Origin of the sequence: Flavobacterium sp. (assembly GCF_047602195.1) — a bacterium.
In the GTDB taxonomy this organism is placed as follows: domain Bacteria; phylum Bacteroidota; class Bacteroidia; order Flavobacteriales; family Flavobacteriaceae; genus Flavobacterium.
Window position 1 is genome coordinate 1,223,634 of sequence record NZ_JASGHW010000004.1, and the last position, 20,709, is coordinate 1,244,342.

A 20,709-nucleotide genomic window follows, 5' to 3' on the forward strand; every position below is an offset into this window, starting at 1 on the left:
GAAACTGAGCCGGATTTTTTTTGTGGATTATACTCTTGATCTATTCGGGCACGTGGATGCGGATGCCTTGGGTGTGGCTCGAAAATTCAGGCGCATACATGCTTTGGATGGTGCTGATGCCATTCGAAAAATTCCCCGTATTGTTGACACGGATGTCGTATTCGATGACATAGGTTCCTTTGGCAATCGCATCGAAAAAGAAATGCGTGGCTGCATCGCGTGTACTCTGGTAATAGCCCAGGCCGCTGTTCCAATGGTAAGCAGACAATACATCGACCGGTTCAAAGCAGGAAGCGCGCAGGTCTTTGAGGTGCACGTATTCCATGTTTTCCGTGGCGGTGATGACCAGGCGGACCGTGACCAGGCTGCCGATTTTGGGCAGATTCTGTTGGCCGATGGGTTGCAAATGCTGGTTGGTATTCGACTTTATATACAATTCCTTCTTGACCGAAAGTACGCTTTTCCCATCCGATTTGATTTGGTCCAAATCTTCAAAATACTGCCAATACGCTCCGCCGTAACCGGGCACCGTTGATTTGTTTTGAATCGAAAATTGCGCCATTTCAGGCTTGATATCTTCGGGTTGCCAGTTCAGTTTGAGGTAACCCGTTTCGGCTTCGGCGGCATTGTCGGCCAATTTTTGCGTCAGGATTTTTTCATTTCCTATCTTGAATTCGGTATTGCCCTTTACGCTGAGCCAATCGCTGCCTTGAAGCAACAGGGCGTAAATGGCTTCGGTGGTCGATTTCGTCGTCGGCCAATTCCTGTTTTGCTTCGATTTGATGAGCCAGACTTTCATTTCGTCTATCGCTTGGTTGTCGCGACTGATTTCGGAAAAGGCTTCGATCAGCAATGCCTGCGTCTCAATGGGCGCTTGGTACCAATGGTGTCCGGTATCATTGCCTTTCCAATACATGCCCCAATCGGTATGGGTCGAAGCGGTTTCCTTGAGGTGGGCCAGTATTTTGTGGGCAGTCTGCGCCTCCCCGAAACGGTACAGCACCAAGGCTGCCATGCCTTTTTCATACAACGATAAACCGAGCCAACCCGATTGGAGTGCCCGCAGTTCCCGGTCAATGTTCTTTTGGGTACCTTCATTGACGGGATATTTCGCAAGATAAAAGCTTCTCGTGTACAGGTAATGCAATTCGCTGTAACGGTTTCTCGGAAGGGCCAGTTTGGCTTGGTTTTGCGATGCAACCGCAGCATTGAATTTACCGTCGAGAAATGGCAGTGCGGTTTGGGTGATTTCGGTTATTTTTTCTGCCGGGAGCCCTTTGGTATTGAGTTTTTGCAGATGCCCCAGACCGGCTAAAATGTGCCTCGTGATGAATTCGCTTTCGCCTCCGCCGGCAAACCACGCAAACGCGCCTGAAGCAAGCTGTTTCTTTTTGAGTTGATCAAACGTGGCCTGTTGGGATTGTTTCATTTTTTCGAGATCGAAAAGCAGGGCGAGCCTTTTTTTCTTTTCTTCTTCCGATTGTGCATCGTTGAGCCAAGGCGTTTCTGAAAGTACGATCGACTGTAGCTTTTCGTTGCGCTGGAGTGCAGAAACCAACTGGCCGTCTTTGCGCCAAGTATCCAATACCGCAGCCAATTTCGGATGGTTGCCGATGATGTCCGAAGCCAATGCATTGGCATAAAAACGCGCAAAGGTCTGCTCGGCACATTCGTGCTCATATTCCATCAGGTAAGGCAATGATTGGATCGCCAGCCAGATAGGATTGGCGGTGTACTCCAAAGTGAACAGTTGGTTCCGGAGGGTGGCCGAAGTGTTGTTTTTGAGGTGGTCGAAAACATATTCCTTTTTCGAATTTCCCTTGACCCAAATCGGGATGGATTCGGTGACCAGCATCCTGTTGCTCAGAACCGGCAGGATGTTTTCTTCCCCGTCAGAAAAACGACCCGCTTTTGCGAGCACTTTGTATTGGATGCCCTGGACGCCTTCGGGAACGACAATTTTCCAACTGACGGTGGTATTGCCGAATGGGACGATGGTGAAATTGCGCAGGTTGTCGCCGTTGGCTGTTTGCCCATCGATGGCCCGCATGGTCGAGGCATCAAAAAGTTGCAGCAGCGCGTTGCCCGATTTGGGCTGGTCTGTTACATTCGAAACTTTGACCGTCAGCGTTAGGGTGTCCTTTTCGCGCAAAAACCTCGGGAAATTCGGCAATACCATGATGTCTTTCTGTGTGAGAACCGACTGTTGGAAGTATCCGGATTCCGCCTTTTTATTGTGGGCAAGCAGGCGGAATTTCCATTCGGTCAATGCCTCCGGGGCGGTAAAACTAAAAGAAAACCGTCCTTTCTTGTCGGTTTGCAAATCGGGATAAAAGAATGCCATTTCAGCAAGGTTTGTACGCGCTTTGACTTGGGTCAATTCGTTGACGGCGGTTTTGGTGGTCACCAGTATTACGCCATTGGCACCCCTGGAACCATACAAAGCGGTGGCTTGAAAATCTTTTAGAATGGTAATCGAGGCAACATTGGCATCGATAATTCCCGCCATATCGGTTACTTCCGAAACGACCCCGTCGATCACGATGAGCGCTCCGGTTGAACCTGACGAAGTGCTGTAGCCGCGGATAATTATTTTTTTAGCCGCCCCTGCCAAAGCATCGTCTTCCTCGATAATGGCGACCCCGGCTACCCGGCCTGTAAAGGTTTTCAGCAAATTGTCGTTTCCTTCGTAGGTCCGTTCATCGGTTTCGGCGACCGCATAGCCCAGCGCTTTTTTCTCCTTGCTGATGCCTTGGGCCGTTACGACTACTTCGCCGACGGCAATGGCATCTGATTGCATGTCCATGTCGACCAGTTTTGAGCTGCCCAATATCATGTATTCGTCGCTGAAACCCAAAAAGGAGAAAACCAATACTTCGCCCGGTGAGGCTTCAATTTCGTAATAACCGTCAAAATCGGTTTGGGTAGCGCGATCGGTTCCCCTGACCTTGACCACTACCGAAGGCAATGGGGAAAACACGTCGGTGACGGTTCCATAAACCAGTTTGGGGTTGCTGGGCTGGGGTGATTTTCGGGTGATAGACGCATCGCTTGGCTCGATTTGGAAAGGGTCGGGTGTGAAATGAAACCCGAACCAGTTGAGCCGGATGCTTTCATTGTGAAGCTTGTATCCGGCCGGATTTGCCTTGTTCTGGTGGATTCTGGCCGTCAACTTTTGGATCCCTAAAACGGTGCGTTGGAGGAACGGATTGTAATGGCGGTCATCGAATTCGATTGGATTCCAATAGCTGCTGCTGAATTGATCGAGCGAGCTGTCGTACATCGAGGCCAATACTTCTGCGGCATATTTTGGGTCGCCGGATAATTGGAACGACCATTTTTCAACCGCTCCGGGTTCAATTTTATTGCGAAAGCTTTCGGCTTCCAAGGTCAATGTTTGGTTCTTTTGGCGGACCTTTACTTCCAGGTTCGGGAAATAACTGTCGTTTTCAAAAAAGGTTTCACAGCCAATCTTGACGCTTCCGTAAAAATCCTTCGGCAACGGAATCCTGACCATGGCTTTGTGGTCGCGCAGTTCGACTTCCTTGGTAAAGAAATTATTGTTGTTGTGCGCCCCCACGAGGTGAAGGTAGAGCGTAGGGATGACCGAAGTAATTTGCAATTCGACAAAACCGTCGGTGCCTGGAGATGGGTTGATGGCGGTGAGGCTGACGATCGCGTTGGCGTCGAACCATTCGTTCGGTTGCTGGAGGATGAATTTCTTGCTTGTCGTAATTTCGTTGCCCCAGGCATCTTTGGCCGTAAATTCTGCGCGGTACACGCCCGAATCGTAGTTGGCCATAAAATCGAGCGCGAGCAGTTTTTCTTTTTCGGTATCCACATTGATGGTATGGCGCAATGTCCCAACGGCATCGGTTGCCTTTTCGTTGTGCTCGTAAGGAAATAATTTTTCGAATTCTGGATCCGGGATGCCTTCCAATTCGGGTCTTTCCCAAATCCGTTGCTTGAATTTCGCCGACGGGGCATGGAGGAAAAAAATCGTGATAGTCCCTTTGGTCGCAATGGGTTGGCCGTTGAGGTTGGTGCTGGAGAGTTTGAGGGTATTTTTTTCGTTCGCGCGTACTTTTTCAGCCATGCCGATTCCCAACTCCAAGGCATGGTAGCCGGCCTTTGCAGTCAATTTTCCATCGTGCGTTTCGCCATTGATATCGGTTACCGACGCCTGGACAGTATAGTGATAAACCGGCCGATTTTTTTTGTCGGAACCCGCAGGTGCCGTAGCCATAAAATCGATGTGGAATTTTCCGGAAGCATCCGTCTTGAGTTGGCCTGTGGCGACCGTCTCTCTTGTGCCATAGAATCGCTTTTCAGAATAATAAGTGTCGCGGACCACGCTGTACTGGACTTCGGCATCGGTCACCATACTTCCGGCAAAAGCCTTGGCTATTCCTGTGACGCTTGCTTTTTGGCCAACCATTAGGTTTTCTTTGATGGTCTCGAAATCGACCTCAAACTTCGGACGTTTGTATTCTTCCACATTAAAAAAAGCATCCTCGGTGTCAAAATCGACATGATCCCAAAACGGATGTTCGTCTTTTCTTTTGTTGTATTTGGGATCGTCTTCGACACCATCGGGTTCTTCAGGGCCGATCTGGTAACCGCCGGTTTCCGCATTTTTGGGCAAGGTGAATTCGCCCCAGAAAGAACCAAATTCATTGGTTGTGACCTCGAGTGTCTTGAGGTCCTTGTAGTGCGGGTCGCTGAGGGTCAGCTTGAGTTTGAGTTGCGCAATTGTACTCATTTTGTGCTTCTTCTGTTGGATCGCAATGCCCTTGAAATGGACGGTTTGTCCCGGACGGTAGATGCCGCGATCGGTGAACATAGAAACTTTGGCCGATACCTTTTCTTCCTCCTCCTCGTCGTCTTGCTTGCCGAAATAGCCGATGTAGGGCTTCGCATTTCGAAGCGTGTCACCTGCTTTTGCAAAAAGGATCGGGGTTCCCCGATGGTCGTTCGGACTGATTTTAAAAACGGCCTTCCCGGCTTTGTCGGTTTTGGCCTTTTGTTGGCCGTTTTGTATCCAGGCATCTGCTACAGGTTTGCCGGTTTTCCGGTCGACGACCTGATAGATTTCCCGATCGGCTTCCCTGAGTCCAAATGCGGCCAAATCGGTTACGGTGATCAGGTCATAAGTGAACGGTTTGGTCGTTTGATTGTCTGAATCGCATTCAAAATAAACCAGGTACACCCCGGTCCCGACAGGTGGCAGGATTGCTTCGGTGGTATATTCGTAATAGTCTTTTTTGTTGACCAGTGCCTTTGAAAAACGCCGTATCGGTAAGTTGTTTTTGACAATCGATTCCAAAATACTGCCGGGCTTTTGATCGGATTCGAGCCGATTCATTGTCTTGTGGTCAATCTTAAAATAAGAAATCCGAATGCTGTCGACGTTTTTATAAGTGATCAATGCCCGAGACTGTTGGTTGTTGTAAAGGAAACGCTCGAGCTTGAATGCGATTTTTTTCGAAGTGATTTCGCCACGTTTGGCCATGGCGAGTTTGTAGGCATTGGTATGGTTGTCTTCGGCGATGATGCTGTCAAGGATTTTGACCATCTCGATATTTCCATTGGGAAATTCATTTTTCGAAACCCGATTGGCGTAAAGCACCACTTTTTCATACCGGATTTTTTGCAACAGGAACCGATCGGTGGTCGTTTTTTGCAATCGTTCCAATGCCTTGATCAATTCGGGCGCGGCTGGTGTTATTTTTTGGTAGCAGGCAAGCAGTCGCAGGAATTGGTTCTCGGGTGTTGGCGCCTGTTTTTCGAGCAGTTGCAATAATTTCAGGACCGGTTGGTTTTTCTGGGGCAGGGAATCGGGTTGCAGTGACAGGAATTGTGTGGTGTTGGCAAAAAGTTGGCGCGTGCTTGGCGATACATTTTGCGGATCATACCAATTGATGTCAGGCCCTTTACTCGCAATCATTTCTTTGAGCAGAAACTCGTACAACGTTTCCGTCTTAAATTTTTCAACGGTAAAATAATTGAACAAGGGTTCGTAGGCCGTTAGCGATGTCTTTTTTAAGACCGTTTCATTTTCTAGTATTTTGTGGTAGCTGCTGTTGATTTCCGCTTCAAAATCTTGGATTGTCCAGGTCAGGAAATCTTTCGAGGCAGTCGAATCGATTGCTGTCCGGCTGCGGATTTCGCCCCAATTTTCATTTTTATAATTGATCAGACACTTGGCATAGATGAGTTGCAGGATGGCCTTGGATGGAATTGAAACATTCGCCAAGTCGTTTTTGAGCAGGTCCAGGATCTGTTCTTCCGAGCGTTCTTCGCGTAAGCTCATGTATTTTGCCAGGTGAAAAAAACACTTGATGATTTGCGTCTCCTCTTGGCTGGCGACCGCTTCGGCGTGTATTTTCAACACGACTTCATTGGCCGATTGGATTTTTCCTTCGTTTTCAAAAGCGGTCACTTTTTCCCATTCCTGGCGGTTGTGCTGTGCGAATAGGGCAGAAGCGTTCAATAAGAGGACAAATAATATTTTTTTCATACCAACGGGGTTTCTTTCGAAGAGCATTTAGAACACCTAAAGGTTGTAAAAAAAAGTCTTTTTTAAAAGAATCATTTCTGTCAGGGCAAAAAAAATCCGTTTCATTTTCGAAACGGATTTTGGAAACGGTGTTTAAACGGTTTATTTGTTCATGAGCTTTTGGTTGACGATGCGCCCGCTGGCCAATTTGATTTTGGCGAAATAAATTCCGGTAGCGAATACGAAATCGTCCTCAAAAACTTTGGTTTCCGAACCTTGGTAGGTTTTAACGAGTTTTCCGTTGAGTTCATACACAGTGATGTCGGCAATGTTTTCGGTAGCGGCAACATGAAGCGTACGGTTGTGGATGAAGGCAGAAACACCGTCCACCTCAAAACTGTTGTTGCTCAATGTCGCATTGGTGTAACGCAATACCAAACGATCGTCAAAACGACCCTGGGCTGTCGTAAACGTATAGCCACTTTGCCTGAGGTCGTGGATTACGTTGAGCAATTTGTCCTCGATGTAAATGCTCTGGTTTTCAAAAGCCCCGTCATAGTGGTCGATGCGGACCGTAAATTCACTGTTGTTGGCCAACGAGATGTAGCCGAGCGGTACTTCGTCGTATTCATTGAACGGCAACGGCCTTCCTTGGATGACCTGCGGTTCCCCATTGACGAGCGAGTACAGCGAGTTGCTGTTTTCGTAATCAAAGCGAACACCATCATAACCGCGGTCCCAGCCATAAGTGGCCCCTTCGGCATAGCCTACCAGGATTTGGCTGAAGGTAGAAGCAGTGGTAAAATTGAGCCACAGCCTGTGTTTCTCGAAGTCTTCCTCGTTATTGGCCGTTTGCGGATTGACTCCTTCCGCCTGACGGAAGAATTGCGTATTGCTGTAGGCCGCCGAACGCATGCTGTTGTTGAAAATCGCATTTCCGCCAGGGAAAGTCAAACTTCGGACAAAGAACGACTGCCCGGCACCGATGTAGCCATTTGGAGCCGGTCCGCCTGTAGATGCCGCAGTTCCCACGCCTCCGAGTTTGTTCCATGAAGCATAATCTGAACCGGTGTAGTTGTAGACAAAGTCATTGTAGAATGGATCCGGATACACCACGCTGATGGCCGAATTGTGTGTCCAGAAATAAATGGTTCCGTCAATTACATTGGCATTGTTGGCCAAGTTCAAGAAAGCGGCCGCACTCACCGATGACGGGTACGGATTGCCCAAAAGATTGTACTTGTCGTTATTGGTTCCGGCGCCCATTGTTCCGAACAAGATTGGACAATTGATGGTTCCGTTGTTTGGCGTTCCAATGAACAACGCCGGGTAAATGGCCTTCGTTCCCGGATCCATCGAAAAAGTTTGCGGTGCCCTGACGATGTATCCTTTGCGCGGATCCATCACTGAGGCGGAGGTTTCGTGTAACCAAGTTCCAAAACTGCTGCCTTGATAAGGAATCCAACTGAAATACTTGTCTGCCAATGTGTTCGGGGACAACATGCCCAAGGTGTAATTCGAAGCCTGTGTCACCGGTGAGCCCCAATAAGTATAGTCGTAACGGTACATCGGCTGGGAATTTCGTGTCATGCGGATGATTCCGGTATTGGCTACATTGTTGACCTGTATCAAGCTCGAGGCATTGGCCAGTTCAAAAGTTCCGCCTGCATTCACGTTGACCACATCGGTTACGGTAATGGCATAATTACTGGCAATGTTGAGCACGCCGCCATTGAGGACGGTAAGGTTGTAGGCCCAGGCATTCCCGGTATTGACAATCGGGTCGTTGGTCACATTCGGAATGACGACGCAATCCGACGAGGTCGGAACGCCGCCTGGTGTCCAGTTGGCCGTATTGTTCCAATCGGTTCCTGCGCTTCCGTTCCATGTTTTCGAACGCACATAACCGTTTCCTGTTCTGTTGGCCGCGATCGCGGTACAACTGGCATCGCTCAAAGCCGTGATGGTATAGGTGGAAGCCGCTGCAGGCGATACTGTAAAAGTGTATGGGTTGGTCGATGTGGTCACGGTAACCGGTGTAACGCCATCTGAATAAGTGAATGTCCAAGGCGCGGTACCGGTAAAATTAACGGTCATCAAGGTTCCTGTTGGCGAACAAACCGGTCCATCGCCAGAAAGCACCGATGTCGGTCCGGTAATGGTGTAATTGGTAGCAGTCCTGATGCCCGGAGAACCCGAACAAGCCGCATAGAATACGGTTGTGCCCGGTGTGTTGGTGTTCGTTACCCCTGAACCAGGAATACCGACTGGGTTAAAGTTGGAACCGGTTGCAATTGGTGTTCCGCCCGATGGAGCAGTGTACCATTGCAACGCACCAGAAGCCAGTGCAGAGATGCTTCCCGGTCCGGTAACATTCCAAGTGTAATTGTTGGTCAAGGCGATGTCGGAACCAGAGTACAAAGTGGTGTACAACACATAGCTCGTACCCGCGGTCAAGGTGGCCGTCATTAAAGGTTCAAAGGTGGTCGCGCCGCTGTCGTCGTCGCCTACAATCCAGGTTCCGCTGGAGCAATCCCCTGGCGTGAATGGTGGGATAACGATGTAACCCATCGCATCATAGGCGGTGGTGTTAGGCATCGTAAACGTATAGCTTCCGGTGACGGTGACGGTGAAATTCAGCGCGGTATAATTCGCCGTCAACCCACCCGTGTCGAATTGACAAATCGGTGAATTGGAAATGAAAATCAATGGACGAACCGCTCTTGGATCCGAAGTGGCATCCCAGGATCCGTTAATGGTGTTGCCCAAATTGGTGAATGTCGTACAAGAAGCTGTTCCGCTGACGGCACTGCTGGCAGCCCCTTGGCAAATGCTCGCGCTTGTCGTGATCGGAGGGGCCACATTGGTGGTGAATGTCAACGGACCGACCCAAACGCCTTGGTTGGCGCCGCAATTGGCTCTTACCCACACATGGTACAACGTTCCGGAAGCCAATCCGGTAAGATTTGCAGTCAATACTCCGGCGCTTACCGCCCCCGAAGGCGTGGTCGAATAAGCCGGGACAGAAGCCGAGGTTGAATAGTAGTATTGGTAACCGCTGGCTGGAGCCGGTGAACCCGCTGTCCAGTTGATGGTCGCGGTAGTCAATCCGATACCGGTGGCCGGAAGGTTGGAAGGATTTCCGCTGCAAGCCATCGCTACGACGGTAAAAGTATAATCTTCGGTTTCCCCACTGTTGATCGGGCCGCAAACCACGGGATTGGTTTGGTTGAAATCGGCACGGATTCTCATACGGTGCGAACCAACGGTTGCCGATCCAGGAACCGCAAAAGTTCCAGTATTGGAGGCATTGTAGCTTCCAGAGCCGTACACTTTTTCTCCCGTATCGTTGAAATCCAAATCATCATTCCAGTCGATCCAAATGTTGAAACCAAAAGTTCCGCCCGAATAAGTCGAGGAAAAGTTGACCGAACTGTACGGCTGTTGGCTCGCTGAAATTCCGGTATGGTTGCCATAACCGCCAGCGGAAAGACCTGTAGAATTGTTGAAATTGGTGATTCCGCCGGTGATGGTAAAATTACTGATGTAATACCCAGTGTTCACAGAAGTAGAAGAACAATAGGCTGTATAGAATGAAGCCGGGCCGACCCAGAATCCTTTGTCGGTTCCGTTGCAGTTCGAACGAACCCACCAATAATAAGTAGTGTTGGCGGTCAGTCCGGTAACGTTGACCGAAGTGACCCCGGCCGCGGTGCTTCCCGTAGGCGTAGTTCCTGCGGTAGGCGAGCTTGGGCTGGTAGAGAGGTAGTATTCGTATCCGTTGCTTGGCGCAGGCGAAGGGGCTCCCCAGTTCAAGGTTACAGTCGTCGCGGTTAAATTGCTGGTGCTGAAAGAAGTTGGGAAAGTGTTGCATGGCAACGGTGTGGCCACGATAAACGTATAATCTTCGGTTTCTCCGTCAGTAATTGTTCCGCAGGCAGCCGGACTAGTGGCGAGCCAGTCGGCCCTCACGCGCATCCTTTTGCTTCCCGCGGTAGCCCAGGCCGGTACGGTAAAAGTACCGGTGTTGGAAGCATTGTAGGCGCCAGAATTAAAAACGGCTTCGGATGCATCCAAGAAATCACCGTCGCTGTTCCAGTCGATCCAAATCCCAAACCCGAACGTTCCGCCCGTATAACTTGCGGAGAAGTTGATCGCTTGCCCGGCTAGCTGTGAGGCCGAAAATACGGTATAGTCTCCATAACCGCCAGTAGAAAATGCAGTAGAATTGTTGACGTTGGAGATACCACCCGAGGTCGAAAAGTTATTGATGTATCTTGTCGTGCCAGTCGATGTGGTCGAAGAACAATAGCCGCCAGTTGTAGTTACGCTACCCAAAACATAAGTGCTCGAACAACCGTTATTGGCCAAGATCCTGTAATAGTAAGTGGTTCCCGGTGCAAGGCCGGCAATGGCTTGTGAGACAGCCGCAGCGCCCAAGGTATAAGGCGAGGCGCCCACGTTGAGTGAATAACCCGCATCGCTCGTGATTTGCAAGGTGTACGTAATCGTTGCCGCAGAGCCACCGGTAGGTGCTGTCCAGTTGACCGTAAAACCGCTCGATGTCACTGCGCTTGTGCCCACGGTATTCGGTACGGCAGGGCAGGTAACCCCGTTCCCGGTCAAAGGACCGGAAGCGTTGTAAGCAGGTCCGCCTGAACACGACGCATCGTTGAAGGCATAGATGAAATAATAGTAACGGGTATTTCCATTAAGCCCACTTGAAGCGATGGTTGTCGAAGCCCCGCTTTGGACAAAAGTGAACCCGGCGCCCAAAGTCGCAATATTGGCCGCAGAATATGTTGTGCCATTTACAGGTTGTGAAGGAGGGGTATTGGCCAAAGAACTAATAACCAGGTAGCCACTTCCAGTACCCGAGAAACTGACTGGAAGTGTCGTTGAGGTAGGGGTTCCCAAAACAAATGCGGTAGCTTGGCTTGGGGCACTACAGCCCGGAAGAGTATAGGTCAAACGGACTTGTCCTCCGGCTCCTGCACCACCATTTTGGTTGTTTCCGGCAGTCCTGTGTCCGCCAGATCCACCGCCGCCAATATCATTTCCGGTCGCTCCGGGGCTTCCTTGTGTGCCTGAGGCACCATTTCCGCCACCTACGGCCGCACCGGTTCCGCCTGTTTTTCCGGCACCGTTGCCACCCAATCCGGTTGTACTGGCACCGCCACCGCCACCGCCACCGCCGCCGGTCGCATTGGTTGCGTTTACACCATTTCCGCCATTTCCGCCGTTAAAAGTTCCACCGACACCTCCTGCCCCGCCAGGACCATTGGCACTTGCTGGAACAATAGCGTTGCTTCCTTGTGTACCGCCACCTGCAGAACTCAATATTCCGGTACAGGCAGCACCTGTTCCAAAACAGCTTGAGCCTCCAGGGGTTGCGGCTGTATTGGTTGCAGCCAAACCTCCAGCTCCTCCTGCAGCGATTGTGTAATAATAGGTGGTGCCCGGAACTACCGAGACGCTGGTCGAAGTGTAGCCACCGCCACCACCGCCACCGCCGCCATAGCCATTGGTGTTCTTGGCATATCCGCCACCGCCACCGCCACCCCAGGTTTCTACCTGAACGGAGGTTACACCGGCTGGACAGACCCAAGTTCCTGCGCCTGGACTTGCAGTGTTATACGTGAGTACCGTTTGTGCAAAAGCGGTATTTCCCAACAGCAAAAGGAAAAATAAAGGTAGGCTGAATCTGATGAATTTGTAGTAGTTGTTCATATTCTAGCATTTTTGGATATTTTCTGTGGTATATTCAAATTTACGTTAAAAAAAGTAAATAGTGACTCGCAAAATAGGAATATTTATTGCAAAAAAAACAATTGTTGAAAAAAATATCGATGAAATGCAAAAAGCCACGCTCCAATGGACGAAGCGTGGCTTTTTTAACAAGAAAATAGGTTTATAACTATTTGCTGTTTATGAGTTTGCGTGTTTCAATCGCATCGTTTTCCAATCTGATTTTGGCAATGTAAATACCCTCGGCATAATGGAATTCAGATTCGAATTTTTTGGCAGTCGATTTCGGATCATACGTCTTGATCAATTTGCCAGAAATATCGTAGATTTCTATATGCTTGATGTTCTCCGAAGCCTGTACCATCAATTTCTCGTTGGCGATGATGGCAATCAGACCGACAGCCGCATCAGGGTTGGTTACACCCAATGTAGTAGTGGTGTAGCGCAATACGAAACGGGTGTTGAAAGTTCCGGCCTCAGAGGTGAAACTATAAGGGGCCACTTTCAGGTCATGAATAACGTTGAGCAACTTATCTTCAAGATAGATGTTCTGTGCTTCGAATGGGGCGTCGAAATGATCGATTCCAATCGTGTACGTATTGGCTACAGTGGCATTGTAACCCAATGGTACTTGGTCGTTCACTTCAAACGGCAATGGACGTCCCTGGATGGTGAGTTTCTGTTCGTCTTCCAAGATCGAGTAGAACGAAACGAAATTACCACTGAATGAACTGCCGTCAAAACTTCTGTCATAACCGGTAGTCGCACCATCGGCATAACCCACGAGCGTCTGGCTGAATCCACCCTGTGCATTGGCCAGGTTGAGCCATACGCGTTGCTTGTCGGTTTGGGCCGATCTGAAGAACGCGCCATTGTTTCCGCTCACACGCATCGCATTGGTGAAGATCGCATTTCCGTTGGCCAAACCTTTGACAAAGAATGCCTGACCTGCGGCGATGTAACCGTTAGGGGTTGGTCCACCATAACCTGCAGGGACTGTATTGGTTCCACCCAGCGAAGTATAAGTTGCATAGTCGCCCGCGGTATAATTGTACGTGAAATTGCCGTAGAACGGATTCGCATAGGCAGCGCTCGGCGGTGAATGGTGTGTCCAGAAATAAATCGTACCATCAATCAACGAAGCATTGGTACTGTGGTTCAGGAACAGATTGGCATCTACCGCAGACGGATATGGGTTACCGAGCAGGTTCAATTTGTCGTTGAACAAACCTGGGGCCATGGTACCGATGGCAATCGGAACCGAAATGTTACCGTTGTTCGGCACCCCTACAAAATTAGCGGTATACGCTTGAGTTGTCGTAGGGTTTGTCGAATAAGTTTGCGGCGCACGGACAATATATCCTTTAACCGGATTCATGACCGTTGCGGTGCTTTCCGGTACCCAGTTGCCATTGCCGCCGGCATTGGTCGGATTCCAACTGAAATATTTGTCGGCCAAAGTCTGAGGCGAAAGCATTCCCAAAGTATAACCTGAAGCCGAGGTTACCGGAGAACCCCAATAGGTATAATCGTAGCGGTACATCGGTTGCGTAGTGCGTGCCATATTGATGTTTCCGATATTGGCTACATTGTTGATCTGTACCAGACTTGCGTTGTTTAGGATGGTAAAACCACCACTTGGCTGTACATTAACTGCATCGGTTACAGTAATGCTGTTGGACGAAGTCACTTCGAGGGCTCCGCCGCTCAAAATGTTTAAAGAGTAAGCATAGGCAACAAAATTGGCGCCAAGCACATAAGGCTTGTTGAATGTATTCGGGATTGTTACGCAGTTGATTGCTGTCGGAACACCTGCCGGTGTCCAGTTGGCTGGCGTATTCCAATCGGTGTTTACCGAACCATTCCACGTTTTGCCGTTGCTGGTTACCGTAATGCAGTTGCTCGTTGCCGAACATGGCGTACCGTTCAGGGTCGATGTCGCGATCACATGGTAATAGGTGGTCTGCGAAATGACGGGCGCATCATAAGTGGCACTGTTGGCGCCGACGATGTTGGTCCACGGTCCACTGCATCCAACGGTACTCGATTGCCATTGGTAAGACGGAACGCCGTTGAAAGTAGCCGGAGTCGTCACGGTAAACGCAACCGGGTTGCCCGATCCGCAGAAGGTTTGATCGCCTGCAACGGTCGATGGCGTTACGTTGTTGATGAACACGGTCACGAAATTCGACGGAGCCGAGCAGCTAGAGCTGTTGACGGTGGCAATCGCCAGACGTCTGTAATAAGTGATTACGGTCAATGGTCCAGGTGGATCATAAGTCGCCGCCGTAGCCGAAGGAATATCGGTCCATGGGCCTGCACCGCCGGCTGTACTGATCTGCCATTGGTAAGTGAGTGCCGTGCCGCTGGCCGGAGACAATTCGACAAAGGCTGCCGGATCGCCACCGCCGCAAACCGATTGGTTGTTCCCGATTGAGCCTGCAGTGACACTGTTTGCCGTTACGGTAATACAGTTGCTGTTGGCTGAACAAGAGACACCGTTGAAAGTTGAGGTGGTTATCCTTCTGTAATAAGTAGTGACGGTCACTCCGGCTGGCGGGTCATAGGTCGCCGAGGTTGCGCTCGGAATATTGGTAAAGGTTCCGCCGCATCCGGTGGTGTTGCTTTGCCATTGGTACGTCAAGGTGCCCAATCCGGTCGATGGTGTGATAACCGTAAACGCTGCAGGGTTGTTGCCACAGAGTGTTTCATCTGAACCGACAGTTCCGCCGGTCAGGTTGTTTACATACACGGTAACACAGTTGCTGTAATCGGTACAAGGCACGCCGTTCAATGTAGAGATGGCCGCCCTTCTGTAGTAAGTGGTCACCAATAATCCGGCAGGTACGTCATAGGTAGCCGTAGTTACGCCAATATTGGTAAACGTGCCACCGCATCCGGTCGTATTGCTTTGCCATTGGTAGGTAATGGCGCCGCTTCCGCTGGCAGGCGTTGGTACGGTAAACGCATTCGGGTTGCCGCCGTTACAGATTGTTTGGTCGCCTGCAATGACGCCAGGAACGATATTGTTGAGCGATACCTGGATCGGTGTGGTGTTTCCGATGGAGCAAGTGATGCCACTGATGGTAGAAGTCACCACACGGGTAAACCAAGTCGTTTGTGTGATAACACCCGAATCGTAAGTCAAGCCGGTCGCACCTGGAATATCTGTCCACGGACCAGTTGCACTGGTGGTGCTCATTTGCCATTGGTAAGTCAATGTTCCGCCGCCTGTAGCTGCTACGGTTTGTGTAAAGGCTACCGGATCGCCGCCGTTGCACAATGTTTGGTTGGCTGCAACGGTACCCGGCAACAATTGCGGGGAAACGGTAATGGTGATTGTCGTTGGTGTGCCTGCGCATCCGCTAGGAGATAAGCTAGGTGTGATGGTGTAAGTTACGTTTTGGTTCACCGCGCTGGTGTTGGTCAACACATCCGGGATTGTGTAACTGTTTCCGGTAGCGACCGTTGGTGAAGTTCCTGTTGCCTGTGAACTGGTCACGCTCGCATTGGCACTTCTGGTCCAACTGTATGTCATCGCTGAAGTTGGTGTCATATTTGAAGTCACCGAAATACCGGCGCTGGTTCCGCTGCAAATCAAAGAATTTGGAGCCGTAGCCGTAGCGGTCGGTCTTGGACGGATGGTTACGTTGGTCGTTTGTGGAGACAGGGAACAAATAAATGCATTCGTATCTGCATCATAAATCTGAGGCGTAATCGAAATGGTCGTCGTTACGTTGGCGTTGGTATTGTTGGTCACCACCAGTGGTAAAGTGGCATCCGATAAGCAAAGGCCAAACAGACAACCGGTATCGCCGATTGGTCCGCCTGTTGTAGGGCTGATGTATGCCGGATCTGCAATCCAGGTATATCGGATGTAAGCGCCGGTTCCGTGCAAAGAGAAAATACGCGGATTAAAATTGGCACCCGAACAAACCGTTCCACCTCCAAAATCAATCGAGAAATTGAAGTTGTTGTTGTTGGCCACCACTACCGAAACCGCATTACTGGTCACCGAAGTGGCACAACTGGTCACCACAATCTGGTACCAGGTGTTTGGTGTAGCGCCATTGGTTGTTGGCGGCTGGTAAGTTGCGCCAGTCGCGCCGCCAATTGGTGTCCAAGGTCCGGTAGCACTGGTCGTACTGCTGTACCATTGGTAAGTATAAGCCGATGGATTTCCGCCGGAAACCGGTGTCGTCATAAAGAAAGTCGTCGGTCTTGATCCCGAACAAACCACCTGTGAATCTTCAATTCCTGGAGCCACCAAGACCGGATATACCGTCAATGTTGCCGTGATGGTGCGTTGGCATCCATTAGGAGCCGTGGCAACAATCGTGAATGTGGTTACTTGGTTTACTGCGGTGGCATTGGTCACCACGGCGCTGATGTTGCCGCTGCCGCTGGCCGGTAAGCCACCGATGTTGGCGACATTGTCGCGGGTCCAGTCGAAAGTGGTTCCAGCCACATTGTTGCTGGTGCTGAAATTGATATTGGCAGTAGAGCCGGTACAAACGCCCAGTGTGGCAGGAGTCGCTACGGCCAATGGGCTAGGCCGAACAATGAGGTCGACGGTTACCGCAGTCGATGGACATCCGGCACGGGTCGCAGTAATCGTGAATGTAACGGTTTGGTCTACATTGGTGATGTTGTTTGGCGTGCCTGTAATGGTAGTGCCTGTTCCCGATGCAAAAATTCCAGTCACGTTTGCCGCATTGTTGCGTGTCCAACTGAAAGTCGTTCCAGGAACTGCATTTGGGTTGGTGATCAGGATTGGTGTCATCGCGATACCACCGCAAACAGTTTGCGTGGCAGGAGAGGCCGCTACGTCCGGTCTCGGATTGACGATGACCGAAACGGTAGTCGTATTGTTGCCGCAACCTCCGGAACTTGCCGTGATGGTAAACACTGTAGTTTGCGGTACAGTGGTATTGTTGGTTAAATTTCCAGTGATGTTGGTTCCGGTGCCGCTGGCCGCAATTCCGGTCAGGTTGACCACATTGTCACGTGTCCACGAGTAAGTGGTTCCGGGAACATTGTTCGGGTTGCTGAAATTGATTGTTGCAATCGCATTGCCCGAGCAAACGGTTTGCGTTGAAGGCGCCGCAGATACAGTAGGTATCGGCGTAACGGTAACGCTCACGGTTATCACATCCGAAATACAGCCTTCATCTGAAGTGGCCGTAAGTGTGAATGTTGTGGTTTGCGGTACATTCGTGGTATTGGTCAAATTGCCCGTAATGACCGCGCCGTTTCCAGCAGCAGGCATTCCAGTCACGTTGGCCGTGTTGTTACGGGTCCAGTTGTAATCGATCGTTCCGGCAACACCATTGGGATTGCTCATGGTAATGGCCGAAATGGCCGTTCCCGAACAAATCGTTTGTGTGGCCAGGTCTGCCGCGACATCCGGTTTCGGATTGATGTTTACGGCAATGGTAAAAGTACTTCCTGTACAAGCCCCCGAAGTCGCCGTCACGTTATAAGTGGCGGTCTGCATCGTGTTGGTCGGATTGGTCAAGTTCAAGCTGATCGAAGCTTGGTTGGTTCCACTGGCACCGCCGGTCATACCGCCAGTCACCGATGGAGCACTCCAAGAATAAGTGGTGCCGGCAGGGACGATGTTGCCGCCGCCATTGACCGGGGTAATGGTCAACGTGACGCCGCTACAAGTCTGGCGTGTCATGTTGACGATAAATGGAGTTGGGTTTACAGTGACACTTATGGTAAAAGGTGTGCCGACACAATTTCCTGAAGTTCCGGAGGTTGGCGTCACCGTATAAGTGGCGGTTTGGGCCGTATTGGTCGGGTTGATGAGCGTCTGGCTGATGCCGTGTTGTCCGCTTTCGGCGCTGCCACCGGTCATACCCCCCGTTACAGTAGGTGCTGGCCAGGAGTAAGTGGTTGCCGAAGGGACGATGGTTGCAGCGGTTGGTACCCCATTCGTTGGGGCAATCGCAAAAGCAACACCGCTACAGGTTGTTGCGGTATAAGAGAAAATATAAGGACGTTCATTGACCACTAATTCTGCATTGTTCGAGTTGGCAGGCAACACACACCCATTGGTCACTACGCAACGGTAATTGTTGGCCGAATCTGAAGGGACAGTCGGATTGATCGTCAGTGTCGGTGTGGTGGCGCCGCTGATGCTGCCGCCATTGGCCAAAGGCGTTGCGCCGATGTACCATTGGTAGGTCAAGCTTCCGCCGGTAGCGGTAATCGAAAAACTCACCGAAGATCCGGCACAGACGGTTTGCAATACCGCAGGTTGTACGGTCACGATTGGACCGTCATTGACAATCAGTGCGCTGTTGTTCGAAGTGACAGGGTTGCATGGGCTGATGCCGCTAACGACACAGTGGTAGTTGGCCGAAGCATCACCCGAAGTCAGGTTGCTGATCGAAAGGGACGAACTTGTCGCTCCCGAAATGTTGCCGCCATTGACCAAAAGCGTTGCGCCATTGTACCATTGATAGGTCAGGCCGGCCCCGGTGGCGCTCACTGAGAATGTAGCGGTATTTCCTGAACACAACGATTGGCTCACCGCTGGCTGGGCCGTGATGACCACTCTTTCGGTCACGTTCAACGCGGCGATGTTTGAAGTGGCCGCAGGCGAACAACTGCCACTCACCACACAATAATAGTCGGCGGCGATGTCAGACAATTGGGCAGATGAAATTTGCAGGGTATTGGTCAAGGCGCCAGAAATCGTACCGCCGTTGACCAAAGGTGTCGCGCCTTTGTACCATTGGTAAGTAAGATTGGAACCTGTGGCGCTAATGCTGAAAGTCGCCGGACTTCCTGAACAAACCGATTGCGGGTTTGGATGTGCAGTGACATTTGGAGCGATAAGAACCGTTACGTTTCCTGTTGTAGAAGAACATCCGGTAGTGCTGTCGGTAAAGGTAAAAGTGACGGTTCCTCCTGCCAAACCGGTAACAATTCCGGTATTGGTGTCGATCGAAGCGGCTGTGCCATTGTTACTGACCCATGTTCCGCCTGAAGAAGGCAACATCTGGATCGTACTTCCGATACAAACCGAAGATGGACCGGAAACCGCTGTCGGTGAATACACAGTGACCGTGGCCGTAGTGGCATTGCTGCATCCGTTACCGGTAACGGTATAAGTAATTACGGCATTTCCGGGGCTGACACCGGTAACCAAACCGGTACTGCTGTTTACGGTTGCAATTCCTGTATTTCCACTGGTCCAAACACCGCCGGCGGTCGCACTGGAAAGCGGGGTGGTGGCCGTTGGACAAACGGTTAATGTTCCGGTAATCGGGGCCACAGTAGGTACCGGATTTACGGTAAATGTGATTGAACTGGTCCCGGTGCCCGAAGGCGTTGTGACGCTTACAGTTCCGGTGGTGGCACCGACGGGTAAAGTCGTTGTGATTTGTGTGGCGCTGTTTACCGTAAATGGCGTGGCGGCCGTGCCGTTGAAACTTACGGAGGTTGCCCCGGTAAAATTGGTTCCGGTAATGACTACTGTAGTAGGTGTGGTACCAGCACATCCATTATTAGGAGATAATCCGGTTACTGTTGGGGGAGTCAGTGCAGGACGCAAGATGACTATGAGTCCGCCGTTGCGTTCGGCGCCAGACATATTAACGGTTCCGTTTCCGGTTGCGCCGATGGCTGGTTTGATTGCCCAAGCGGCCCCAGCGGTTGCTCTGCCGGCATTCTGTACATCATATATTTCGGTTAAGTTACCGGGATTGGTGGTGTTCCATCCTGCGGTAGTAAAGGTAGGCGAGCTGTCTACGGCCATCCCGAACATCACGACAGCCGCGTTGGCCGTCACCGTTGTTTTGCCAGGAGCAACTACACCAACTTGACTGCCTTGTACAGAAATCGCGGTATTGGCGACATCAAAAGGCGTAGCGGTATTTACGCCAGAAAACGCGACAATTGCGCCGACCGTTCCGTTGGAATCATTGTCGAGCGCAATGGTGTAATTTGCTGCTTCAGCAGCCGTGGCTATGCGGTAAAGTATGGTTCCCCTTCGGTCAGTGCCTCCGCCCAAATCCTGGGATGAAATCAGTGTCCATCCTGCCGGGGCCGGCACATTCAAGGTATTGGAACCTCTTTGCGAAATCGTCAAGAACATGATGTCGCCCGTGATGACACCGGCTGGTTTGTTGATGACGAGCGAGTTGCCGTTGGTCGTTGCAGAGGAACTTCCCCTGAGTCCAACCGCGGCAGAAACCTTGGAAGTGGCTGCCAAAAGAAAAAGGCATGAAAAAAGTAAGGTCAGACGAAATTTAAATGTCGACATTAGATTGAAAATTAAGTGATTAATATTGATGATTGATGTTTTTTCGAAGAGTAAGTAATTCTTTTTCATAAGCATAGGTCTTTTGCATTAATCATGGAACAAAGTTATTTTGTATCGTTGCGGAACTCTAATTTTTCAGACAACGAACACCAATAATCGATTAATTGCAGTTTTTTGTTCAAAA

At 50.5% G+C, this 20,709-nt stretch carries 3 protein-coding genes; all 3 read right to left on the reverse strand.

Annotated elements, in window-relative coordinates:
• Positions 1-40: 40 nt before the first annotated feature.
• Positions 41-6,520 carry an MG2 domain-containing protein gene (locus QM717_RS11565; protein WP_415037624.1) on the reverse strand — a complete coding sequence of 2,160 codons (6,480 nt, stop codon included), beginning with the start codon at positions 6,518-6,520 and terminating at the stop codon, positions 41-43.
• Positions 6,521-6,661: 141 nt separating this feature from the next.
• Positions 6,662-12,229, reverse strand: a complete 5,568-nt coding sequence (locus QM717_RS11570) for a GEVED domain-containing protein (protein WP_415037625.1) — start codon at positions 12,227-12,229, stop codon at positions 6,662-6,664.
• A gap of 187 nt (positions 12,230-12,416) precedes the next feature.
• Positions 12,417-20,525 carry a PKD-like domain-containing protein gene (locus QM717_RS11575; protein ID WP_415037626.1) on the reverse strand — a complete coding sequence of 2,703 codons (8,109 nt, stop codon included), beginning with the start codon at positions 20,523-20,525 and terminating at the stop codon, positions 12,417-12,419.
• Between the last annotated feature and the right edge of the window lie 184 nt (positions 20,526-20,709).